The sequence below is a fragment of the Nocardioides marmoriginsengisoli genome (assembly GCF_003725695.1).
Classification (GTDB): domain Bacteria; phylum Actinomycetota; class Actinomycetes; order Propionibacteriales; family Nocardioidaceae; genus Marmoricola; species Marmoricola marmoriginsengisoli.
Map to the genome: position 1 here is coordinate 236,640 of NZ_RJSE01000008.1, position 22,175 is coordinate 258,814.

Below are 22,175 nucleotides of genomic sequence, written 5' to 3' on the forward strand. Positions count from 1 at the left end.
CAGGACTATGAGCCCGTCCGCGACCCCCACGCCGCGCGCCGAGATCGTCGTCGACCTCGCCGCCTTCCGCCAGAACCTCGATCGCCTGGGCGAGCTCGTCGCCACTGACACCGACGGGCCGGCGGTGATGGTCGTCGTCAAGGCCGACGCCTACGGTCACGGGTTGGTGGAGTGCGCGCGCGCCGCCCGCGAGGCCGGAGTGCCGTGGCTCGGCGTCGCGACCCAGACCGAGGCGCTCGCCCTGCGCGCCGCGGGCGACGAGGGCCGGCTGCTCAGCTGGCTCGGGGTGCCGGGCGAGGACTACGGCGACGCCGTGGGCGCCGACATCGACGTGAGCGCGTCCTCGGTCCAGCAGCTGAACGAGATCGCCGCCGGCACCGATTCCTCCGGGATGGTGGCGCGGGTGCACCTGAAGGTGGACACCGGTCTGTCCCGCAACGGCGCCCCGCGCTCCGAGTGGCGCGAGCTGTTCGAGGCCGGCGTCCGTCTCCAGGAGGAGGACCGCGTCGACATCGTCGGCATCTGGTCCCACTTCGCCTGCGCCGACCAGCCCGCGCACCACGCCAACGACCAGCAGGTGGCGGCGTTCGACGAGGCTTTGGCGCTGGCCGAGGAGCTCGGCCTCGACCCGGAGGTGCGGCACCTGGCGAACTCGGCCGGAGCCCTGCTCCGCCCGGACGCCTGGTTCGACCTGGTGCGGTTCGGGATCGCGGCGTACGGCATCAACCCGGCGCCCGACGTCCTGGACGCCGACGAGCTGGGGCTGACCCCGATCATGACCGTGCGCGCGGACGTCGCGCTGACCAAGGAGATCGGTCGCGGGGACGGGGTCTCCTACGGGCACACCTACGTCAGCGACCGCCGGCAGCACGTGGCGCTGATCCCGCTCGGGTACGGCGACGGGGTCCCGCGGCACGCCTCCGGGCGCGCCGAGGTGCGGGTCGGCGACGCGCACTGCCGGATCCTCGGCCGGGTCTGCATGGACCAGTTCGTGGTGGCGGTGCCGGACTCGGTCCAGGCCGGGGACGACGCGGTGCTGTTCGGTCCGGGGACCGCCGGTGAGCCGACGGTCGACGACTGGGCCGAGGCGTGCGGGACCATCTCCTACGAGATCGTCACCCGAATCGGCGGCGCGGCGGGTCGCGTCCACCGCCGGTGGGTCAACGGATGACCGAACTGCTCGAGGTCGGGGCCGAGCGCGCCGAGGACGTCCTGTCCGTGATCCACCAGGCCTTCGCCAGCCGACCCGTCCTGGACCCGCCGGCCACGGCGCTGGACGAGACCCTGGAATCGGTCACCGCGGCGCTGGCGGCCCACGGCGGCCTGCTCGCGATCCACGACGGCCGGCCGGTCGGCACGCTGATCTTCGCCGAGCAGGGCGAGCTGCTCGGGCTGCGTCGGGTCGGAGTCCTCGTCGAGGCGCGCCGGCACGGGATCGCCAGCCTGCTCGCCGAGCGTGCCGAGTCGGTGGCACGGCAGCGCGACCTCGCCGGTCTGGCCCTGGAGGCACGTGCGGAGCTGCCCCGGACGGTCGGCTTCTGGGAGGGGCACGGGTACGTCGAGGTCGACCGCGACGGACCCCGGCTGCACCTGCGCCGACTGCTGCCGATCTCGACCAGGCTGCCGACCCCCGAGGACACCCAGGCGGTCGGACGGCGGCTGGGCGCCCAGCTCCGGGCCGGCGACCTGCTGATCCTCACCGGGGACCTCGGCGCCGGGAAGACGACCTTCACCCAGGGACTCGGGGAGGGGCTGGGGGTGCGCGGCCCGATCACCTCGCCGACCTTCGTGATCGCCAGGGTGCATCCTTCGGTGGCCGGCGGTCCGGCGCTCGTGCACGTCGACGCGTACCGGCTCGGTGACGCGGCCGAGCTCGACGACCTGGACCTGGACACCGATCTCGACGAGGCCGTCACCGTCGTGGAGTGGGGCGCGGGACTCGCCGAGACGCTCAGCGCGGACCGGCTCGAGCTGGCGCTGACCCGGGCCGCCGACGACGTCCGGACGCTGACGATCACCCCGATCGGCGCCAGGTGGGCCGACGCGCCGCTGGCGACCCTCGGCTAGCCTCGTCTCGTGCTTCTCGCCTTCGACACCGCGACCCCGCACGTCACCGTCGCCCTGCACGACGGCGACCGCGTCGTCGCCGAGTACGTCTCCACCGAGGCGATGAAGCACGGCGAGATGCTCGCCCCCGGGATCGCGGACGTGCTTGCGCAGGTGGGTGCCGCCAGTCGGGACGTCACCGCGGTGGCGGTCGGCGTCGGCCCCGGTCCGTTCACCGGGCTGCGGGTCGGCTTGGTGACCGCGCGGACGATGGCGCTGGCCCTGGAGATCCCGGTCTACGGGGTCTGCACCCTCGACATCCTCGCGGCCGAGGCGATGGACGCCGGCCACGACGAGTTCCAGATCGCGACCGACGCCCGGCGCAAAGAGGTCTACCTGGCGTCGTACGCGAGTCGGCAGCGGGTCTCCGGGCCGGAGGTCGTGAAGCCCGCGGTCGCCGCCACCGACAGCCTGGTCATCGGCCGCGGCGCGCTGCTCTACCCGGAGGCGTTCCCGAACGCGGCCGGCCCCGAGCACCCGGACGCGGCCGTGCTCTGCGACGTCGTCGTCCGGGAGCGGTTCGAGCTGCTCGACCCGGACCCGCTCTACCTGCGCCGCCCGGACGCGGTCGCCGCCCAGACCGCGAAGAAGGTCTCGTGATCCGCGCCGCCGTCGAGGCAGACGTCGCCGCGGTCGTCGAGCTCGAGCAGGCCACTCAGGGCGCCGATGCCTGGAGCGAGGGACTGGTCCTCGACGGCATCACCGGGGGACTACCGACGATCGACTACCTGGTCGCCGAGGTCGACGGTACGGCGGTCGGCTACGCGGTCGCGTCGTACGCCGGGGACATCGCCGAGCTCCAGCGCATCGGGGTCCGGGAGCAGCACCGGCGCTCCGGCATCGCCTCCGACCTGCTCGCGGCCGTCGTCGCGCACGCGCCGAGCACCGGTGCCGACCGGATGCTGCTCGAGGTCCGCGCCGACAACCGGGGTGCGCTGGCGTTCTACGCGGCGCGGGACTTCGTCGAGATCGACCGGCGTACCCGCTACTACCGCGACGGGACCGACGCCGTCGTGATGCGGCTGCCGCTGATCGCCGGCTGCGGAGGACGCCCGTGAACGAGCCCCTGGTCCTCGGCATCGAGACCTCCTGCGACGAGACCGGGATCGGCATCGTCCGCGGGCACACCCTGCTCGCCGACGCGGTCGCGTCCTCGGTCGAGGAGCACGCCCGCTTCGGGGGCGTCGTCCCCGAGGTCGCGTCGCGGGCGCACCTGGAGGCGATGGTCCCGACGCTGCAGCGGGCCTGCGACGACGCCGGCATCGTGCTGTCCGACGTCGATGCGATCGCTGTCACGGCAGGTCCGGGTCTGGCCGGAGCGCTGCTGGTCGGGGTGGCCGCCGCGAAGTCACTCTCGATCGCGCTGGAGAAGCCGCTGTACGGCGTGAACCACCTGGCCGCGCACGTCGCGGTCGACCAGCTCGAGCACGGCGCGTTGCCGGACCCGTGCCTGGCGATGCTCGTCTCCGGCGGCCACTCGTCGCTGCTCCGCGTCGACGACGTGACCACCTCGGTGACCCCGCTCGGCGCCACCATCGACGATGCCGCCGGTGAGGCGTTCGACAAGGTCGCCCGGCTGCTCGGGCTGCCGTTCCCCGGCGGCCCGCACATCGACCGGGTCGCGCGCGAGGGCAACTCGGTGGCGATCGACTTCCCGCGCGGTCTCACCTCCCGCAAGGACCTGGAGCGGCACCGCTTCGACTTCTCGTTCTCCGGGCTGAAGACCGCGGTCGCGCGCTGGGTCGAGGCCCGGGAGGCGAGCGGTGAGCCGGTCCCGGTCGCCGATGTCGCGGCGGCGTTCCAGGAGGCGGTCGTCGACGTACTCACCCGGAAGGCGATCGACGCGGCCGCCAGCGAGGGCATCGAGGACATCCTGATCGGCGGCGGGGTCGCGGCGAACTCGCGGCTGCGGTTCCTGGCCGAGGAGCGTGCCGCCGCCAAGGGCATCCGGGTCCGGGTGCCCCGCCCGGGGCTCTGCACCGACAACGGCGCCATGGTCGCCGTCCTCGGCTCCGAGATGGTCGCCCGCGGGCGGGTCCCCTCGCCGCTCGACCTCCCCGCCGATTCCTCGATGCCCGTGGACCTGATCCTGCGCTGACCGGACGGGCCTACTCAACAGACCGAACGGGCCTACTCAACAGGCCGGACGGGCCTACTCAACGGGGAGGGGGACCTGGAGGAAGTGCGGGCGGTAGAGGTCCGGGTCCTTCAGCAGGCGGCTGAGATCCGCGGTGTTGCGGCTGTAGGAGACGACCAGGGAGTCGGGGTCCGGGAGCAGGTCCGGGTGCGCGAGCGGCATGTACCGCAGCAGTCCCTCGTTCGACGGGATCTGGGCCAGCGCCGGGCCGGCGACGAACGGTCCCGTCGGTGACGGCGCCTTCCAGATCACCAGGTCGGTGCCGAGCATCTCGTCGCGCTTGCTGACGGCGTACCAGTCGTTCCCGCGGTGGAAGACCGAGAGCACCTCGGAGACGCCCTTGATCGCCGGGATCAGGACGGCGGCTCGGGACGGGTCGCGCTGCCAGCGGCGGCCGTCCCAGTAGCGCCACCGGCGCGGGTCGGTGACGGCGGTGATCGGCGCACGGGCGACCTGGAGCGACCAGCCGAACGCACTGCGATCGCCCGGCTGCGCGGTGCCGTAGATGTACGCCGTGCTTCCGACCGTCTCGACCGCCGCACCCCACATCGGCCGCTCGGAGTCGGGGTCGTCCCGACCGAGGTCACGGACCAGCTGCAGCTCCGGGGCGGCGCCGGGGGCGACCCTGAAGAGCGCGATCGCCGGCCCGAGGATCTCGAAGTCGAACGCCTCCGGCCCGGTCGACCGGACCCGCTGCAGGCTGACCCCGACCAGGTCGAAGCCGTCCTTGCGCACCACGCCCAGGTCCATCGGCCAGTAGCCGACCCCGTCACCCCGGTCCGGTACGACGGCCCCGCGGTCCTTCGGCATCACCACCGTCGCGCACCCCGGGGAGAACATCAGCATCGAGTTCCGGACGAAGCGCTGCCCGTCGAAGTTCGGCTGCCGCAGGGTGTCGCCGAAGACCCAGAGGGTGCGGCCGTCGCTCAGCGTCACGTCGGCCCCGACGTCGGCGCCGACGAACCCGGGCACCGACCGGTAGCCGGCGATCAGCCGGTTCAGCGCGGCGACGTCCGTCGGGGGAGTGAACGGCAGGCAGTCCAGCGAGAACGCCGGTTCGGGAGCAGGGTCGGCAGGCGTGCCGGGACGAGCGCCGAGCGCGGCCACCACCGCGACCAGAGCCACGGCCAGCACCAGCAAGCCGATCCGCCACCGTCGCTTCAACACCACAAGCCTCCCGGCGCCAGTCTCCCCCAAGAAGCGGAGACGGGTGTCGGGAGGCTCGGGCCGGGTGGGTCAGCCGAGGAGGAACGAGGTGAGGTACGGCTCGGGCTCGGTGACCTTCTTCGACGCGTACTCCCGGCTGCCGTTGGTCTCGAACCGGACGATCGCGGACTGGTTGCCTTCGATGACCGTCGCCACCACGTGGTTGTCGTCGTCCCAGCGCGTCGCCACCACGATGGCCTCGCGGGTGGTACCCAGGTCGAGCACCAGGTCACCGGTGGCAGCGTCCAGGACGGCGAACTTGCCGTCGCCCGGACCGTCCCGGTACGCCGGGCCGGCGAGGACGTACCGCCCGTCGGGCGAGAACTCGTCGAGCGAGTAGTCGCAGGTCTTCCACAGCTGCTTGCCGTTCTCGCTGACCTCCGAGCACGACCCGGGCTCGGTGTCGTTGACCGAGATCATCCCGGCCAGCAACGTCCGGGATCCGTCGGTGCGCACGTCCGCAAGTCCGATGATCGGGGTGTCCACCTCCGCCGCCTCCTGGTGCGGGGAGATCGTGTAGACCTTCGGCTTCTCGTCGTTGCTCTGCACGTACACGGTGCAGCCGGTCTCCTCGGAACGACCCGAGCAGTTCTCGCCGACGACAGCGCGGGCCGAGTAGTGGCCGGCGGCCGGCACCGAGCCGATCTCGAAGTAGCGGGATCCGCCGCCCTCGACCGCCATCACGGTGCCGTCGGGTTCGACGAACGCGCCGACGTTCCCCTCGGGGGAGACGGCAATGCCACCGCCCTCGTAGGGCCAGGCCTCTCCCGTACTCTTGCCGTTGTCGCTGATGAAGCTGACCGCCATGCTCTGCTCGGTCGACCGCGCGACCAGGTAGCCGCCGTCGATCCGGACCAGCTCCATCGGGTCGCCGCCGGACCCGAGCGGTAGACGCTTCTTCCCGACGTACAAGGTGCCGTCGAGGAGGTACCCGTTCGTGGGGGCCTTGCCGGTCGGCATCGCCGTCAACCCGATCTTCGAGCCGTCCGGCTCGGTGGCCACCGACGGTGTCTTCTTGACAGGATCGCTTGCCAGCGTGGTGATCCCGATCGGGACCGCCACCGCGACCACCACGGCCGCCATCACCATCGACGCCCGCATCCGGCGTCCGCGGCGGATCTCGCCGGCCCGGGAGACCACCTGGGCGTAGTCGAGGTTGCCGCCGCCGCTGGCGGAGAAGTGGTCCGCCTGACGGCGCAGGGTCTTGGTGAGCTCGTTCTCGGGGGTGTTCTTGGCTGCCGGGTTCATGAGTGGGCCTCCCATCCGGCGAGATCGGTCTGCGCGCCGAGGCGGCTGCGCAAGGTGTCCAGCGCGCGGCTGGACTGGGACTTGATGGTTCCGGTGGAGACGCCGAGGGCCTCGGCTGCCTCCTTCTCGGAGAGCTGTTCGTAGTAGCGCAGCACGACCACCTCGCGCTGCCGCTCGGGAAGCGCCTTGACGGCCTCCCAGAGCGTCGCGCCGACGCCGTCGTACTCCTGGGCCGCGACGGGTACGTCGTGGGTGCTGGTGTCGCTGACGACCTCGCGGTGCCGCCAGAGCCGCCGCCACATCGAGGTGTGCTCGTTGACGAGGATCTTGCGGGCGTAGGCGTCGACGGACTCGGCCTTCGAGACGCGGTCCCAGGCGAGGTACACCTTGGCGAGCGCGGTCTGGGTCAGGTCCTCGGCCGCGTGCACGTCCCCGGTGAGCAGGTACGCCGTGCGCAGCAGCCGGTGCTGCCGGGCGGCCATCCAGTCCTCGAAGTCGGAACGGGGGCCGGAGCCGTGCGGATCGGGGCCGTCGGGCAAGAGTGACTCCTTGGTCGTGGTGAGCATCATCCACCTCCTTCACCTGACCAGACGAGGCCTCCGAGGAAAAGGTTGCACCGGGCATGTCGGAAGTTTTCGCGGGAGTGAGAGGGTCGTTCCCAAGCACTCGAAGAGCTAAGGAGACGATCGATGCAGCAGGTCCAGGGAGTGATCGCCCGGAGCAAGGGCGCCCCCGTCGAGCTGGTCACCATCAACGTGCCGGGCCCCGGGCCGGGCGAGGCCGTCGTCCAGGTCCAGGCCTGCGGGGTCTGCCACACCGACCTGCACTACCGCGAGGGCGGGATCAACGACGAGTTCCCGTTCCTGCTCGGCCACGAGGCGGCGGGCGTCGTCGAGGCGGTCGGCCCGGGCGTGACCGAGGTGGCGCCGGGCGACTTCGTGATCCTGAACTGGCGCGCGGTCTGCGGTGACTGCCGGGCCTGCAACCGCGGCGAGCCCTGGTACTGCTTCGCGACCCACAACGCCACCCAGAAGATGACGCTGGAGGACGGCACCGAGCTGTCCCCGGCGCTCGGCGTCGGCGCGTTCATCGAGAAGACCCTGGTGGCTGCCGGGCAGTGCACCAAGGTCGACCCGGAAGCCCGTCCGGCCGCTGTCGGCCTGCTCGGCTGCGGCGTGATGGCCGGGCTCGGCGCGGCGATCAACACCGGCAGCGTGACCCGCGGCAAGTCGGTCGCGGTGATCGGCTGCGGCGGCGTCGGTGCCGCAGCGGTGGCCGGCTCGGCACTGGCCGGGGCGGGCACGATCATCGCCGTCGACCTGGACGACCGGAAGCTGGAGTGGGCCCAGGGGCTGGGCGCCACCCACACGGTGAACGCGGGCGCGGGCGACGTGGTCGAGGCGATCCAAGCGCTCACCGGCGGCTTCGGGGCGGACGTCGTGATCGACGCGGTCGGCCGGCCGGAGACCTGGAAGCAGGCGTTCTACGCCCGCGACCTGGCAGGCACCGTCGTCCTGGTCGGCGTCCCGACCCCGGACATGAAGGTCCCGGACCTCCCGCTGATCGACGTCTTCGGACGCGGCGGCTCGCTGAAGTCCAGCTGGTACGGCGACTGCCTGCCCAGCCGCGACTTCCCGCTGCTGGTCGACCTCTACCGGCAGGGCCGGCTCGACCTGGACGCCTTCGTCTCCGAGGAGATCGGCATCGGCGACATCGAGGCGGCGTTCGAGAAGATGCACCACGGCGACGTGCTGCGAAGCGTCGTGGTCCTGTGAGCGCTCGGGTCGACTACGGCATCACCAGCGGCACCTTCAGCCTCGACGGCGAGACCTTCGAGGTCGACAACAACGTCTGGGTGGTCGGTGACGACCACGAGTGCGTGGTCATCGACGCCCCGCACGACGTCGACGCGATCCTGGCGGTCGTGGGGGAGCGGAAGGTCAAGGCGATCATCTGCACGCACGCGCACGACGACCACGTCCGGGTCGCGCCAGAGTTGCGGGTCGCCACGACCGCACCGATCATGCTGCACCCGGCGGACAAGGTCGTCTGGGAGCTCACCCACACCGACGAGCTCTGGGACCTCGACCTCGCCGACGGCCTGGAGATCGCCGTCGGGGGCACCACCCTGAAGGTGCTGCACACGCCCGGCCACGCTCCCGGCGCCGTCTGCCTGTACGCCGCGGAGCTCGGCTGCGTCTTCACCGGCGACACCCTGTTCCACGGCGGGCCGGGGGCGACCGGTCGCTCCTTCAGCGATGCCGACGAGATCGTGGAGTCGATCCGGAAACGGCTGTTCGCGCTGCCCAACGACACCGTCGTGCACACCGGGCACGGGGAGGACACCACGATCGGTGCGGAGCGTATTCAACTGAACGGTTGACAAAGCCGGACGACGGGTGCACTCTTATTCAACCAAGAGGTTGATTTCGACAAGGCTTCAACGAGGATGCAGATGGCTGACCAGCTCTCCCGGGTCTTCAGCGCCCTGGCCGACCCGACCCGGCGTGACATCGTCGCCCGGCTGACGGACGGCGACGCGAACGTGAGCGAGCTCGCGTCGTCGTACGACGTGTCGCTGCAGGCGATCTCCAAGCACCTCAAGGTGCTCGAGGACGCGGGTCTGGTCAGCCGGAGCCGGGACGCCCAGCGGCGCCCGGTGCACCTGGAGGCGGAGGTGTTCGACCTGATGACCAAGTGGATCGAGCGTTACCGCCAGCAGGCCGAGGAGCGCTACCGCCGCCTCGACCAGCTGCTTGCCGAGACCGACGCCACCCGTTCGACCGAGCAACGAGGAGCATCATGAGCACCGTCGCCAAGCACGAGACCGAGATCATCGCCCCGGCCGGAGTTCCGTGGATCGACATCATCCGTGAGTTCGACGCGACGCCGGACCGGGTCTTCCGGGCGCACGTGGACCCCGCGCTGTTCGCGCAGTGGATCGGCCCGCGGGACCTGAGCTTCAAGCTCGGCGAGTGGGACGCCCGGACCGGCGGGCGCTGGGCGTACTCGTCCGGCCGCGGCGAGGACGTCTTCTCCTTCTACGGCTCGTTCCACGAGATCCGCGAGAACGAGCGGATCGTGCAGACCTTCACCTATGCCGGCGTGCCGGATGCCGTCGCCCTGGAGATCGCCCGGTTCGAGGCGCTCCCCGGCGGTCGCACCCGGTTGGTCAACCGGAGCATCGGCTCCAGCGTGGAGGAGCGCGACTCGATGGTGGCCAGCGGCATGGAGTCCGGGATCATCGAGGGGTACCAGCAGCTCGATGAGCTGTTGAATCAGGAGTAATGCCACAATAAAGACAAAACGGATATAATGACCTAAACTCGACTCATCGACGGGGAGGGTCGTCGCTCGGACTGCCTCCCTCGGGAGGAGTCGAGCATGAAGTACGTCATCGCACTCGTGGTGGGTCTGGCCGGGACGCTCGTCCTGAGCGCCCCCGCTGAGGCACAGCAGGTGCGTGGTCTCACCGTCGCCATGCACCACGTCGGCAAGTCCGTCGTGGTCAGCGGCAAGGTCAAGGGGCACGCCCGCAAGGTCCGGATCGAGCAGCGCAAGTCCGGCCGCTGGGTCGTCGTACGGAAGGTCGCGGTGCGCAAGGGCGCCTTCCGGGTCAGCCTACGCGCCCCGGCCCGGACCCAGCTCCGCGCGGCCGCCGCCGGCCGGGTCAGCAGGACCGTGGTCGTGAAGGCGACCGCGGCCAAGGTCGCTCCGGCCGCCAAGGTCGCCTTCGACGGCTGCGGTCCACTGCTGCGGAAGGCCGACGGGAGCACCTGGTCCTGCACGTTCAGCGACGAGTTCAACGGCTCGGACCTGGACCGCTCGGTCTGGACGCCGCAGACCGCCTTCGCGATGGGTACCCAGGCCTCGCACGCCTGCTACGCCGACGACCCGTCGACCGTGAACGTGTCCGGCGGCAGCCTGAACCTCAGCGTCCGCAAGGTCAGGACGCCGGTCAGCTGCACCTTCGCCGCGCTGAGCGGGCCGACCAGCTACGTCAGCGGCGGAGTGATGAGCTACCGCACCTTCGGCCAGCAGTACGGGCGCTACGAGGCCCGGATCAAGAACACCGCGACCAAGTACCCGGGCCTGCACGAGGCCTTCTGGCTCTGGCCCGACGACCGGGTCGCGTCGAAGACGGTCTGGCCGTACGCCGGAGAGATCGACATCAGCGAGACCTACTCGTCGTACCCGACGCTGTCGATCCCGTTCCTGCACTACAGCGCCGACGCCTACGGGCCGCTGCCCGGGATCAACACCGCCTGGAACTGCTACGCCCCGCGCGGTCAGTGGAACACCTATGCGATGGAGTGGACGGCGAAGAAGGTCCAGATCTTCGTCAACGGCAAGTCCTGCCTGACCAACACGTCGGGGGACGCGGCGTTCGCGAAGCCGTACATCATGATGCTCACCCAGGGGCTCGGCGCCGCCGGCAACGTGTACGACGGCCGCGCGCCGCTGGGCACGATGAACGTCGACTACGTCCGCGTCTGGAAGTGAGCTAGAACGGCTCCACCAGCAGGCAGACGCCCTTGCCGGCGACCCGGGTCAGCACGAGAGTGCCCTCGGCGTCGCCGGCGAGGGCGAGCCGCTTCCGGAGCTCCTCCGGGACGACGTCGACGCCGCGCTTCTTGATCGCGAGCCGGCCGATGCCGCGCTCGCGCAGTGCCGCCCGCAGCGGCTTCTCCCGGTAGGGGAGCTCCTCGACGACCCGGTACGACCGGGCGAACGGGGTCTTGAAGGGGGAGTCCGCGGTGACGTAGGCGATGTGCTCGTCGACCAGGCCGCCGCCCACCCCGGCCGCCACTGCGGTCACCAGGCCGGCCCGGATCACCGCGCCGTCCGGCTCGTAGAGGTAGTCGCCGACCGTCCGTACCGCGGCCGGGCTGTCGTCCTCGTCGGTCAGCGTCGCCAGCCCGCCGTCGCCGATCACGGTCGCCCGGCGTCGGGTCGACACCAGCGCGCCGGACCAGAGCGCGGCCTCCTTGACCTCGCCGTGGTCGCTGACCCACTCGGCCTCGACGTCGTCGGGGACCAGCGCGTGCGGGATGCCGGGTGCGACCTTCACGCAGGCGGTCCGGGTCAGCAGCGACTGGACGAACGGCCACGGGGGAGTCCAGTCGTCGACGTCGAAGGTGCGGCCGCGGGCTCCCCGTCGGGCCGGGTCGGCGAAGGCGACCTCGAACCCGGTGTGGTCGACCGTGGTCGCGTCGGCGACGGTGACCGCGCCCGGCAGCCCGAGGGCGGCGAGGTTGGCCCGGGCCACCTCGACCCGGACCGGGTCGAGGTCGATACCGGCGACCGTGATGCCGGCGGCGGCGAGGGCGAGCAGGTCGCCACCGATGCCGCAGCCGAGGTCGATCGCGGTCGCCGACTGCGCGGCCACCAGGCGGGCAGCCCGGTGGTTCGCCACCGGCCGCCGGGTGGACTGCTCCAGTCCGTCGGTGGTGAAGTACATCGCCGCGGCGTCGTCGCCGAACTTGGCGACCGCCTTCCGGCGCAGCTCGACCTGGGTGAGCGCCGCCGCGACGTGCTCGGCGGAGGCGTCCTTGCGCAGGGCGGCGCTGGCCCGCAGCGGATCGGCCGGAGCGGAGGCGGCGCGCTCGAGCAGCTGCTGGCCGGGAGCGGTGAGCAGCCAGCGGAACGCGTCGAGGTCCATCCGGACATCATCGCGTGCCGCCCCGCCGTTGGCACTCCCTTGGGTCGAGTGCTAAGTTCGGAACTGGCACTCTCCCTGTGAGTGTGCCAGCGTCTGTGATCGACGTGCGACCCCCGCGACGGCGTACGGAAACCACAGATGCCAAGCGTGTTCCACCCCAACGATGCGTGAAAGTGGAGGTCGACATCGTGTCGGTCAACATCAAGCCCCTCGAGGACCGCGTCCTCGTCTCGCCGCTCGAAGCCGAGCAGACCACCGCCTCCGGCCTGGTCATCCCGGACACCGCCAAGGAGAAGCCGCAGGAGGGTCTGGTCGTCGCGACCGGTCCCGGCCGCTTCAACGAGGACGGCGACGAGCGGGTCCCGATGGACGTCGCCGTGGGCGACAAGGTCATCTACAGCAAGTACGGCGGTACCGAGGTGAAGTACGCCGGCGAGGAGTACCTGCTTCTCTCCGCCCGCGACATCCTCGCGATCGTTTCCTGAGGCACCTGGCATCCCGGCTGGCGGCGTTCGCCTTGCCAGCCGGGTGCCGGGCACCTCGGGATCTCTAACTTTTAGGAGCAGCAGTGCCCAAGATTCTTGAGTTCGACGAGCACGCACGCCGCGCGCTCGAGCGGGGTGTCGACGCCCTCGCCAACGCCGTCAAGGTGACCCTCGGCCCCAAGGGCCGCTACGTCGTCCTGGACAAGAAGTGGGGCGCCCCCACGATCACCAACGACGGTGTCACCGTTGCTCGCGAGATCGAGCTCGACGACCCGTTCGAGAACCTCGGCGCCCAGCTGACCAAGGAAGTCGCCACCAAGACCAACGACGTCGCGGGCGACGGTACGACGACCGCCACGGTCCTCGCCCAGGCGATGGTCCACGAGGGCCTGCGCGCGGTGGCCGCCGGCACCAACCCGATGGGCATCAAGCGCGGCATGGACGCTGCCGGCGACGCGCTGAGCGCGGCGCTGGCCGACCTCGCCGTCGAGGTGGGCTCGGTCGAGGACATGGCCTCGGTGGCCACCGTCTCCAGCCGCGACGCCGAGATCGGCGCGCTGCTCGCCCAGGCCTTCGACAAGGTCGGCAAGGACGGTGTCATCACCGTCGAGGAGTCCAACACCATGGGCACCGAGCTCGACTTCACCGAGGGCATGCAGTTCGACAAGGGCTACCTGTCGCCGTACTTCGTGACCGACCCGGAGTCGATGGAGGCCGTCCTCGACGACCCGTACATCCTGCTCCACCAGGGCAAGATCGGCGCGATCGCCGAGCTGCTCCCGCTGCTGGAGAAGGTCATCCAGTCGGGCAAGCCGCTCTTCATCCTTGCCGAGGACGTCGAGGGCGAGGCGCTCTCCACCCTGGTCGTGAACAAGATCCGGGGCACGTTCAACGCCACCGCGGTCAAGTCCCCGGCCTTCGGTGACCGCCGCAAGGCGATGATGCAGGACATCGCCGTGCTCACCGGCGGCCAGGTCGTCGCCCCCGAGGTCGGCCTCAAGCTCGACCAGGTCGGCCTGGAGGTCCTCGGCACCGCGCGCCGGGTCGTCGTCACCAAGGAGACCACCACGATCGTCGAGGGCGGCGGCGACGCTGCCGAGGTCGCCGGTCGGGTCAACCAGATCAAGGCCGAGGTCGAGGCGTCGGACTCCGACTGGGACCGCGAGAAGCTCCAGGAGCGCCTGGCCAAGCTGGCCGGCGGGGTCTGCGTGGTCAAGGTCGGCGCCGCTACCGAGGTGGAGCTGAAGGAGAAGAAGCACCGCATCGAGGACGCCGTCTCGGCGACCCGCGCGGCCATCGAGGAGGGCATCGTCCCCGGCGGCGGCTCCGCGATCATCCACGCGTCGTCCGTCCTGGACGGCGACCTGGGCCTCAGCGGTGACGAGGCCGTCGGCGTCCGCGTCGTGCGCAAGGCGATCGACGAGCCGCTCCGCTGGATCGCCGAGAACGGTGGCGAGAACGGCTACGTGATCGTCGCCAAGGTCCGCGAGGGCGGCCCGGGCGTCGGCTACAACGCCGCCACCGGCGTCTACGGCGACCTGGTCGCCGCGGGCGTCATCGACCCGGTCAAGGTGACCAAGTCGGCGCTGACGAACGCGGTCTCGATCGCGGGCATGCTGCTCACCACCGAGACGCTCATCGTCGACAAGCCCGAAGAGGAGGAGCCGGCTGCTGCTGCCGCCGGTCATGGCCACGGCCACTGATCCTCCGTCGTCGAGCTGCCGCTTCCCGCACCGGGGAGCGGCAGTTCGCAATTGTGGACCGCCCGGGTAGCCAAACCCCTGTCGGGTGCGCGGGCCGTTGCTATTGTCCGCGGCGTGGGGATGCAAACTGAGGTGATCCAACGCGTTCGCGGCCTGGTGCCGGCGGCCGCGCTGCCCGGAATCGTGCGCCGCCGGATCGACCGGCTCTGGGCGAACGATGCCTACCGCGAGCTGCAGGAAGCGCAGATGCGGCACGTGGTCGAGTTCACCGACCGGGCCGAGGAGATCCCTGAGCTGGCCCGCGGGCACGCTGAGCAGATGATGCTCCGCGGCTACCTGCGCTGGCACCCGCGGCGGATCACCCGGCAGCCGGTCCGCGACGTCGAGTGGCTGACCACCCGCCGTGACCGGAGCCGCCCGGTGGTGATGAGCTTCATGCACCACCACCGGTACGACGGCATGTTCGGCTCGCTGGCCCGCGCCGGAGCGCCGTCGAACATCCTGACCCTGCCGGACGCGCTGGAGCCGGACGCGCCGGTGCAGATCAAGCAGCACATCCGCGTCGTACGCCGCGGCGGGACGCTGGTGCCGACGACTGGCGGTACCGGCGTGATCGTGGACGCGATGCTGCCGGGCTCGATCTGGTCGATCGCCTCCGACGTACCGGGCCGGACGCCGGTGGACTTCCTGGGACGCCGGGTGCTCGGCTCGTTCGGCGCGGCCCGGATCGCCACCATCACCGACAGCCCGGTGGTGCTGGTGACCTCGCACCGCGACGGCGCCGGCGGCAGCTACCTGCAGGTCCACGCGCCCCTGGAGCCGAAGGACTTCGCCGACCCGGCGGACCTGCTGAGCGAGATGCTGCGCCGCCACGGACAGGCGATCCTGGAGTGGCCGGAGGCGCTGGATGCGCCGTTGAGCCGGTGGGGTCGCGCGGACCTCTGAGTTCGGCCTCGCGGTACCCCGCGGTCTTGATAATGTCCAGCAGTGCCTGCCTCAGCGAAGACATCCCTGGTCAGCGCCGCGCACGAACTTCGTCGGCTGATTCCGCCGAGCGTCGCGCGGGCCTACGTGAACCGCCGGGTCGACCAGCTGATGGAGATCGACGCCTACCGCGAGCTCCAGGAGGCGCAGATGCGCCACCTCCTCGAGTTCACCGACCGGGCGCCGGAGATCCCGGTGCTGGCGCGCCAGTTCGCGATCGAGACGATGCTCAAGACGCACCTGCGCTGGCACCCGCGGCTGGTCACCAGCGAGCCGGTCCGCGGGATCGAGTGGCTGACCACGCAGCGAGACCCGAGCCGCTCGGTGGTCCTGAACTTCATGCACCACTACCGCTACGAAGGCATGTTCAAGGCGCTCAAGCGGCGGGGCGTCGAGCTCGACATCATCGCGCACGCCGAGCTGATGGGGAAGGACACCCCGAACCCGCTCAAGCACCACATGCGGCTGGTGGCCAGCGGCGGCCGGATGACTCCTGCCGGCGGCGGGATGGACTCCTACATCGCGATGGCCCGGCCCGGCATCACCATGGTGGTCGCCTCGGACCTCCCCGGCCACACGCCGGTCACCTTCCTCGGCCGTCGGGTGATGGGCTCGTTCGGCTCGGCGCGGATCGCGACCGAGACCAACAGCCAGGTGGTGCTGATCACCGCGCACAAGGACGACGACGAGAGCACGTACCTCCAGCTGCACCCGCCGATCGAGCCGAGCGACTTCGCCGACGCGCACGCGCTGCTGGCGGAGATCCTGAACCGGCACGGCGAGGCGGTGCTGGCCTGGCCCGAGGTGGTCGACATGCCGTTGTCGCGGTTCGGCAGGATCGAGGAACAGGCCTAGCGCCCGACCGCTGCCCGCGCTGCCTCGTCGAGGTCGCCGAAGACGGTGCTGAACAACCGGATGCACCGGTCGGTCATCGCGGCGGGGGAGACCTCCGGGTGGTCCAGCCACCAGGTCACCAGGGAGCGGAAGACGCTCTCCCAGACGGCATGCGTCGCCGAGGTGTCGCCGGCGTCGGTGTTGCCGGCCAGCCGCATCAGCTCGCCGACGCCGTCGGCGCCGAGGGTGAAGAGCCGGCGCTCGTAGTCGAGCAGCGCCTCGTGGCTGGCGCCGTCGCTCGGGGCGGTCGGGTCGAAGACCAGCCTCCACATCCACGGTTGCGGTGCCAGCGCCTGGAACATCCCGTCGAGGGTGACCACGGCCCGCGCCAGCCCGACGGTGTCGGTCCGCGACGAACGCTCGAACTCGGCCCAGAGGGTCTCCGCGGCGTGCTGCACGCAGACCGCGTGCAGGCCCTCCTTGGAGCCGAAGTAGTTGTAGATCAGCGGCTTGGAGATGCCGGCGGCCTCGGCGATGTCGGCGACGGAGGTGGCGGCGTACCCGGCCTCGCCGAACGCGCGGCAGGCGACGTCGAGGATCTGCGCCTCGCGGTCGGCCCGGGCGACGCCCTTGGTGCCGGCGTTGGAAGTCATGGCGAAAGCCTAGCCGAGAATATGAACCTGTGGTAACTTACTCGCGAGTCATATCCCTGGAGGATGTCTGATGAACGACCTGCACGAGCTTCTCGACCCGATGAAGAACCCGGTGACCTACGCGGTCCCGTTCTTCCTGCTCACGATCCTCATCGAGCTCGCCGCGCTCAAGTGGCTCGACCACGACGACGCGGCGACGGTGACCGGCTACAACGGCAAGGACGCCCGCACCAGCATGGGGATGGGCGCGATCTCGCTGGTCTTCTCGCTCGCCCTCAAGGTGGGCTCGTTCCTGGTCTACATCGTGGTCTTCGAGCAGCTGGCGCCGTGGACGCTGCCCACCGATACCTGGTGGTACTGGGTGCTGCTCATCGCCGGGGTCGACCTGGCGTTCTACGCCTCGCACCGGTTCGTGCACCGGGTCAACATCGGCTGGGCCGCCCACCAGGCGCACCACTCCAGCGAGTACATGAACTTCGCGACCGCGCTGCGGCAGAAGTGGAACCCGTGGTTCGAGTTCGTCTTCTGGCTGCCGCTGCCGTTCCTCGGGTTCGCGCCGTGGACGATCTACGTCGCGTTCGGCTTCAACCTGATCTACCAGTTCTTCACCCACACCGAGCTGATCGGCAAGCTCTGGCGGCCGATCGAGTTCGTGATGAACACGCCGTCCCACCACCGGGTGCACCACGGCTCGGACCCGGAGTACCTGGACAAGAACTACGCCGGCATCCTGATCATCTGGGACCGGATGTTCGGCACCTTCGTCGCCGAGAAGCAGCGGCCGACGTACGGGCTCACGAAGCCGGTGAACACCCACAACATGATCAAGCTCCAGTACGGCGACTACGCCCAGATCGTCCGCAACGTGCGCGCCTCGCGGTCGTTCCGGGACCGGCTCGGCTACCTCTTCGGGCCGCCGGGCTGGGAGCCGTCCGCGAAGTCTCGCTAGCCTTCGGGCATGGGATTCATCGGTGACCAGGTCCAGCGCGTCCGGAGCCTCATTCCGTACGGCGCCCTCCCCGCACTAGCGCGTCGCCGGGTCGACGGCCTCTGGCAGATCGAGGAGTACCGGTCCGCGCAGGAGGCCGAGATGCGCTACCTGCTCGAGCACACCGAGCGCGCCGCCGAGATCCCGGAGATCGCCCGCGGGTACACCGAGTTCGCGCTGCTGCGCGGCTACCGGCGGTGGCACCCGGGCAAGCTGTCCCGCCAGCCGGTCACCGGCATCGAGTGGCTGACCACGAAGCGCGACCCCGAGCGCGGCGTGCTGCTCAGCTTCGTCCACCATGCCCAGTACGAGGGCCTGTTCCCCTCGCTCGCCCGGCAGGGCGCGGCCGTGCACGCGGTCGTCGCGCCGGAAGCCTTCGACCCGGCCTCGCCGGTCCAGCTCCGCCAGCACTTCAAGGTGGCCGGGATGATGCCGAACACCACCCTGGTGCCGGCGACGATCGGTACCGCCGGGATGGTCGAGCTGCTGGAGGGCGGCGCGATCCTGGGCATCGCCTCGGACGTGGCCGGCCGGACCCCGGTGCAGTTCCTGGGCCGCGAGCTCCGCGGTGCCTTCGGTGCCGCCCGGATGGCGACCCAGACGAACTCGCCGGTGGTGCTGGTCACCTCGCACCAGGGCGCCGACGGCAACCCTTCGCTCCAGGTGCACGAGCCGCTGGAGCCCGGCGACTTCGCGGACCCCGGCGCGTTGCTGGCCGAGATCATGCGTCGCCACGAGCCCGCGGTGCTGGCCTGGCCGGAGGCGTTCGACAGTCCCTACACCCGGTTGGGCGTTCCGGCCGGGGAGTGACGCCGGTCAGCCGTTTACTAGCGAGACTCCTCAGTCTTGCAGTACGTTCTGGCCGTTCGGGGGACTCTTTCGTGGGGAAAGGTAGTTCTCAATGTCCCGTCTCGTTCGCCTGCTCGTGATCGGCCTGGTCGCCGCCGTCGGATTCGTCGTACCCGCCATCGCGGTCGCGGCACCCGCGCCGCCGCAGATCACGACAGCCTCGCTGCCCTCGGTCATCCAGGGCACCAAGTACCCGACGACCACGCTCAAGGTCACCGGTGGCACCTGGCCGTACCGGTGGTCGGTTGTGGCCGGCGCCCTGCCCTACGGCCTGAAGCTCAGCGCCGGCGGCCAGCTCAGCGGCGCCACCGGCTACCCGTACGGCACCCCGATCCCGATCACCGTCCAGGTCAAGGACGCCAAGGGCGTCACCGCGGTCCGCGACTACCAGCTCGTGGTGACGCCGTTCACGGTCATCACCCCGTCGCTGAAGAACGCGAGGAAGGGCGCGTTCTACTCCGCGACCGTGAAGACCAACGGCGGCTGCATCAACGGCAAGCGGCTGCAGTGGGGGGTCTACAACGGCACCCTCCCCGCCGGCCTGAAGATGTCCACGAACGGCGTCATCTCCGGCATCCCGAAGGCCGCCGGTGCCTCGACGTTCGTGGCGTACGCCGAGTGCCCGGTCTTCAACAACGGTGCTGCCGGCAAGACGTTCACCCTGACGGTGAACTGAGGTCTCAGCCGTCGAGCCGACGGAACGCCTGTGTCACCAGGACCAGCTCACCGAGCTCGTCGGTGACGTCGACGTCGACGAGAGCCTCGATGATCCAGTCGTGGTGACCGTCGGGGTCGGCGAGGGTCTGGGTGACCGGCCAGAACCGGCCTTCGCGGGAGATCCGCAGCAGGTCGGGGCCGCGCGCGTCACCGTCCAGCAGCACGTCGTCGTGCTCGGCGAAGTAGTCCTCGATCGCTGCGTCCCAGGCGGACCGGGTCATCACCACCTCACCGGGTGGGTCGGTCCGGTCCGCCGCCGCGCGTTCGAGGGCCATCAGCCCGTCGAGGTCGTCGCGGGCGACCAGCTGCACCCGGCGGAACATCGCGTTGCGGACCATCACCGTGAACGGCCGCTCCTGCTTCGAGATCGGCCGCGGGTTGACCGGCGTACGGTGCTCGGCCAGCTCCAGGGCGTGCTGGTGCACGGCATCGGGATCGGTCAGCGACTCCCACTCGTCGAGCAGTGACGAGTCGGTCTGCCGGACGGTCTCGCCCAGCCACTCGGCGAGCTCGTCGAGCTCGGGGGTGCGGTGCTGGTCCGGGACCGTCTGCCGCAGGGTGCGGTAGGCGTCGGTGAGGTAGCGCAGCACCAGGCCCTCGGAGCGGGCCAGCTGGTAGCGGGAGACGAAGTCGGTGAAGCTCATGCCCTGCTCGTACATCTCCCGGACGATCGACTTCGGTTCCAGTGCGTCCTCGGGCAGCCACGGGTGCCGCTCCCGGTAGATCGCGTAGGTCACCTCCAGCAGCTCGCGCAGCGGCATCGGCCAGGTGATCTCGTCGAGCAGCGCCATCCGCTCGTCGTACTCGATCCCGTCGGCCTTCATCTCGTTCACCGCGATGCCGCGGGCGACGTACTGCTGCTGGGCCAGGATCTGCCGCGGCCCCTCGAGCACCGACTCCACCACCGAGAGCAGGTCCAGGGTGTGGTCCTCGGACTCCGGGTCGAGGACGTCGAACGCGGCGAGCGCGAAGTGCGCCAGCGGCTGGTTCAGCGCGAAGTCGGCCGGGAGGTCGACCGTCAGCACGTACCGCCGGCCGAACTCGTCGAGGTCGTCGAGCCGGGTGAGCACGCCCGAGTGCACCAGGCTGCGGGCCAGCCGGAGCGCGCGCCGGGCCAGCCGTCGCTGGTTGCCGACCGGCTCGTGGTTGTCGGTCAGCAGGCGGCGCAGCACCGGGAACGCGTCCTCCTCGCGGGAGACGACGTTGATCAGCATCGCGTTGTCGACCTTCATCCGCGAGGTCAGCTGCTCGGGCGGGCGCGCGACCAGCTTCTCGAAGGTCTCCTCCGACCAGACCACCTCGCCGTCGGGCGGCTTCTTGCGCCGGACGCTCTTCTGCTTCTTCGGGTCGTCGGCGAACTTGGCCAGCGCCTTGGCGTTGTCGATCACGTGCTCGGGAGCCTGGACGACGACGAACCCGGCCGTGTCGAACCCGGCCCGGCCCGCGCGTCCGGCGATCTGCAGGAACTCCCGCGAGCGCAGGATCCGCTGCCGGGTCCCGTCGAACTTGGCCAGGCCGGTGAAGAGCACCGTCCGGATCGGCACGTTGATGCCGACGCCGAGGGTGTCGGTCCCGCAGATCACGACCAGCAGCCCGGACTGGGCGAGCTGCTCGACGAGGCGGCGGTAGCGCGGCAGCATCCCGGCGTGGTGGACGCCGATGCCGCGGCGTACCAGCTTCTGCAGGGTCTTCCCGAAGCCGGCGCCGAAGCGGAACCCGACCAGGCGCTCGGCGATCGCGTCGCGCGCCTCCCGGGTCGGCGCGATGCTCTTCGACGCCAGCAACCCGGTGGCGTGCTCGACGGCCGCCGCCTGGGTGAAGTGCACGACGTACACCGGTGCCTGGTGGGTCTCGACGAGCTCGGTGAGGGTGTCGGCGAGGTGCGTCATCGCCCAGGAGAACGACAGCGGCACCGGTCGTTCGGCGTCGTCCACGATCGCCGTCTCCCGGCCGTTGCGGCGGGTCAGGTCGGCGGCCAGCTCGCTGACGTCGCCGAGCGTCGCCGACATCAGCACGAACTGGGTCCGGGTCAGCTCGAGCAGCGGGACCTGCCAGGCCCAGCCGCGGTCGGGCTCGGCGTAGAAGTGGAACTCGTCCATCACCACCAGGCCGACATCGGCGCCCGGTCCCTCGCGCAGCGCGATGTTCGCCAGCACCTCGGCCGTGCAGCAGATGATCGGGGCGTCCGGGTTCACCGACGCATCGCCGGTCAGCATCCCGACGTTGGTCGCGCCGAAGACCTCGCAGAGGGCGAAGAACTTCTCGCTCACCAGCGCCTTGATCGGCGCCGTGTAGAAGCTGACCCGGTCGCCGGCGAGGGCAGCCGCGTGCGCCGCCACCGCCACCAGCGACTTCCCGGAACCGGTCGGGGTGGCCAGGACGACGTTGCTGCCGCCGAGCAGCTCGATGATCGCCTCGTCCTGGTGCGGGTAGAGGCTCAGCCCCTGCGTGCCGGTCCAGGTCGCCAGCGCCTCGTAGACGGCATCCGGGTCGTCGGTCCGGGGAACCCAGTCCGCTCCGTCTGCCTGCACGGTGCGACAGTACCGGTCCGCCGGGGGCGTCCTGTGAGCGCTTGTTGACGCCCCCGTAACCAAGGCGCAGCC

The 22,175-nt window shown here is 70.7% G+C and carries 23 protein-coding genes; 17 read left to right on the forward strand and 6 right to left on the reverse strand.

The window, feature by feature from the left end; translation table 11 throughout:
• Positions 1 to 7: 7 nt before the first annotated feature.
• From alr to tsaD, 5 genes are read left to right on the forward strand one after another with little or no spacing between them, the layout of a single operon-like run.
• Positions 8 to 1,171, forward strand: coding sequence for an alanine racemase (alr, locus tag EFK50_RS17775; protein WP_123228928.1), 1,164 nt, complete (start codon positions 8 to 10; stop codon positions 1,169 to 1,171).
• Positions 1,168 to 2,067 (forward strand): tRNA (adenosine(37)-N6)-threonylcarbamoyltransferase complex ATPase subunit type 1 TsaE, encoded by a 900-nt coding sequence (tsaE, locus tag EFK50_RS17780; protein ID WP_123228929.1) that lies wholly within the window; start codon positions 1,168 to 1,170, stop codon positions 2,065 to 2,067. Before alr ends, tsaE begins: the two co-directional genes overlap by 4 nt.
• Positions 2,068 to 2,076: 9 nt before the next feature.
• Positions 2,077 to 2,706: a tRNA (adenosine(37)-N6)-threonylcarbamoyltransferase complex dimerization subunit type 1 TsaB gene (tsaB, locus tag EFK50_RS17785; protein ID WP_123228930.1), complete on the forward strand. Its 630-nt coding sequence runs from the start codon at positions 2,077 to 2,079 to the stop codon at positions 2,704 to 2,706.
• Positions 2,703 to 3,164 carry a GNAT family N-acetyltransferase gene (locus tag EFK50_RS17790; RefSeq protein ID WP_123228931.1) on the forward strand — a complete coding sequence of 154 codons (462 nt, stop codon included), beginning with the start codon at positions 2,703 to 2,705 and terminating at the stop codon, positions 3,162 to 3,164. The genes tsaB and EFK50_RS17790 overlap by 4 nt, the downstream gene beginning before the upstream one ends.
• On the forward strand, positions 3,161 to 4,204 hold the full coding sequence (gene tsaD / locus EFK50_RS17795) for a tRNA (adenosine(37)-N6)-threonylcarbamoyltransferase complex transferase subunit TsaD (protein ID WP_123228932.1): 1,044 nt from the start codon (positions 3,161 to 3,163) through the stop codon (positions 4,202 to 4,204). Before EFK50_RS17790 ends, tsaD begins: the two co-directional genes overlap by 4 nt.
• A 54-nt stretch (positions 4,205 to 4,258) precedes the next feature.
• On the opposite strand, the gene EFK50_RS17800 is transcribed toward tsaD, so the two are convergent.
• From EFK50_RS17800 to EFK50_RS17810, 3 genes are all read right to left on the reverse strand, one after another.
• Positions 4,259 to 5,410: a glycoside hydrolase family 183 protein gene (locus EFK50_RS17800; protein ID WP_123228933.1), complete on the reverse strand. Its 1,152-nt coding sequence runs from the start codon at positions 5,408 to 5,410 to the stop codon at positions 4,259 to 4,261.
• 69 nt (positions 5,411 to 5,479) lie between these two features.
• Positions 5,480 to 6,697: a hypothetical protein gene (locus EFK50_RS17805; protein ID WP_123228934.1), complete on the reverse strand. Its 1,218-nt coding sequence runs from the start codon at positions 6,695 to 6,697 to the stop codon at positions 5,480 to 5,482.
• Positions 6,694 to 7,263: a SigE family RNA polymerase sigma factor gene (locus EFK50_RS17810; RefSeq protein WP_123229105.1), complete on the reverse strand. Its 570-nt coding sequence runs from the start codon at positions 7,261 to 7,263 to the stop codon at positions 6,694 to 6,696. Before EFK50_RS17810 ends, EFK50_RS17805 begins: the two co-directional genes overlap by 4 nt.
• A gap of 123 nt (positions 7,264 to 7,386) precedes the next feature.
• Between EFK50_RS17810 and EFK50_RS17815 the strand changes: the two genes are divergently transcribed.
• The 5 genes from EFK50_RS17815 to EFK50_RS17835 all read left to right on the forward strand — a co-directional run bounded on the left by EFK50_RS17815 (position 7,387) and on the right by EFK50_RS17835 (position 11,200).
• The gene (locus EFK50_RS17815) at positions 7,387 to 8,472 is read left to right on the forward strand and encodes an S-(hydroxymethyl)mycothiol dehydrogenase (RefSeq protein ID WP_123228935.1); all 1,086 of its coding nucleotides are present in this window, start codon (positions 7,387 to 7,389) and stop codon (positions 8,470 to 8,472) included.
• Positions 8,469 to 9,080 (forward strand): MBL fold metallo-hydrolase, encoded by a 612-nt coding sequence (locus EFK50_RS17820; protein WP_123228936.1) that lies wholly within the window; start codon positions 8,469 to 8,471, stop codon positions 9,078 to 9,080. The genes EFK50_RS17815 and EFK50_RS17820 overlap by 4 nt, the downstream gene beginning before the upstream one ends.
• 72 nt (positions 9,081 to 9,152) lie before the next feature.
• Positions 9,153 to 9,503 (forward strand): ArsR/SmtB family transcription factor, encoded by a 351-nt coding sequence (locus tag EFK50_RS17825; protein WP_123228937.1) that lies wholly within the window; start codon positions 9,153 to 9,155, stop codon positions 9,501 to 9,503.
• A complete protein-coding gene (locus tag EFK50_RS17830; RefSeq protein WP_123228938.1) occupies positions 9,500 to 9,985 on the forward strand; it encodes an SRPBCC family protein in 486 nt (161 codons plus the stop codon). The genes EFK50_RS17825 and EFK50_RS17830 overlap by 4 nt, the downstream gene beginning before the upstream one ends.
• Positions 9,986 to 10,081: 96 nt before the next feature.
• A complete protein-coding gene (locus tag EFK50_RS17835) occupies positions 10,082 to 11,200 on the forward strand; it encodes a glycoside hydrolase family 16 protein (protein ID WP_123228939.1) in 1,119 nt (372 codons plus the stop codon).
• A gap of 1 nt (position 11,201) precedes the next feature.
• Here EFK50_RS17835 and EFK50_RS17840 read toward each other — a convergent pair whose 3' ends face one another.
• Positions 11,202 to 12,359 (reverse strand): class I SAM-dependent methyltransferase, encoded by a 1,158-nt coding sequence (locus EFK50_RS17840; protein ID WP_123228940.1) that lies wholly within the window; start codon positions 12,357 to 12,359, stop codon positions 11,202 to 11,204.
• A 188-nt stretch (positions 12,360 to 12,547) separates the two neighbouring features.
• Between EFK50_RS17840 and groES the strand changes: the two genes are divergently transcribed.
• From groES to EFK50_RS17860, 4 genes are all read left to right on the forward strand, one after another.
• Positions 12,548 to 12,844, forward strand: coding sequence for a co-chaperone GroES (gene groES / locus EFK50_RS17845; RefSeq protein WP_221177477.1), 297 nt, complete (start codon positions 12,548 to 12,550; stop codon positions 12,842 to 12,844).
• Positions 12,845 to 12,927: 83 nt separating this feature from the next.
• Positions 12,928 to 14,547 (forward strand): chaperonin GroEL, encoded by a 1,620-nt coding sequence (groL, locus tag EFK50_RS17850; RefSeq protein WP_123228941.1) that lies wholly within the window; start codon positions 12,928 to 12,930, stop codon positions 14,545 to 14,547.
• 114 nt (positions 14,548 to 14,661) lie between these two features.
• Entirely contained in the window at positions 14,662 to 15,492 is an 831-nt protein-coding gene (locus EFK50_RS17855; RefSeq protein ID WP_148046224.1) for a lysophospholipid acyltransferase family protein, read from the forward strand.
• A gap of 42 nt (positions 15,493 to 15,534) precedes the next feature.
• Complete coding sequence (locus tag EFK50_RS17860) at positions 15,535 to 16,386, forward strand: LpxL/LpxP family acyltransferase (RefSeq protein ID WP_123228943.1); 852 nt, start codon at positions 15,535 to 15,537, stop codon at positions 16,384 to 16,386.
• Here EFK50_RS17860 and EFK50_RS22890 read toward each other — a convergent pair.
• Positions 16,383 to 17,018 carry a TetR/AcrR family transcriptional regulator gene (locus EFK50_RS22890; RefSeq protein ID WP_123228944.1) on the reverse strand — a complete coding sequence of 212 codons (636 nt, stop codon included), beginning with the start codon at positions 17,016 to 17,018 and terminating at the stop codon, positions 16,383 to 16,385. The genes EFK50_RS17860 and EFK50_RS22890 overlap by 4 nt on opposite strands.
• A 70-nt stretch (positions 17,019 to 17,088) precedes the next feature.
• Here EFK50_RS22890 and EFK50_RS17870 point away from each other — a divergent pair, with 70 nt between their 5' ends.
• The 3 genes from EFK50_RS17870 (at position 17,089) to EFK50_RS17880 (ending at position 19,531) form a co-directional block, all read left to right on the forward strand.
• Complete coding sequence (locus tag EFK50_RS17870) at positions 17,089 to 17,967, forward strand: sterol desaturase family protein (protein WP_123228945.1); 879 nt, start codon at positions 17,089 to 17,091, stop codon at positions 17,965 to 17,967.
• A gap of 9 nt (positions 17,968 to 17,976) precedes the next feature.
• On the forward strand, positions 17,977 to 18,816 hold the full coding sequence (locus EFK50_RS17875; protein ID WP_123228946.1) for an LpxL/LpxP family acyltransferase: 840 nt from the start codon (positions 17,977 to 17,979) through the stop codon (positions 18,814 to 18,816).
• Positions 18,817 to 18,907: 91 nt separating this feature from the next.
• The gene (locus tag EFK50_RS17880; RefSeq protein ID WP_123228947.1) at positions 18,908 to 19,531 is read left to right on the forward strand and encodes a putative Ig domain-containing protein; all 624 of its coding nucleotides are present in this window, start codon (positions 18,908 to 18,910) and stop codon (positions 19,529 to 19,531) included.
• A 4-nt stretch (positions 19,532 to 19,535) separates the two neighbouring features.
• On the opposite strand, the gene EFK50_RS17885 is transcribed toward EFK50_RS17880, so the two are convergent.
• A complete protein-coding gene (locus tag EFK50_RS17885; protein ID WP_123228948.1) occupies positions 19,536 to 22,103 on the reverse strand; it encodes a DEAD/DEAH box helicase in 2,568 nt (855 codons plus the stop codon).
• Between the last annotated feature and the right edge of the window lie 72 nt (positions 22,104 to 22,175).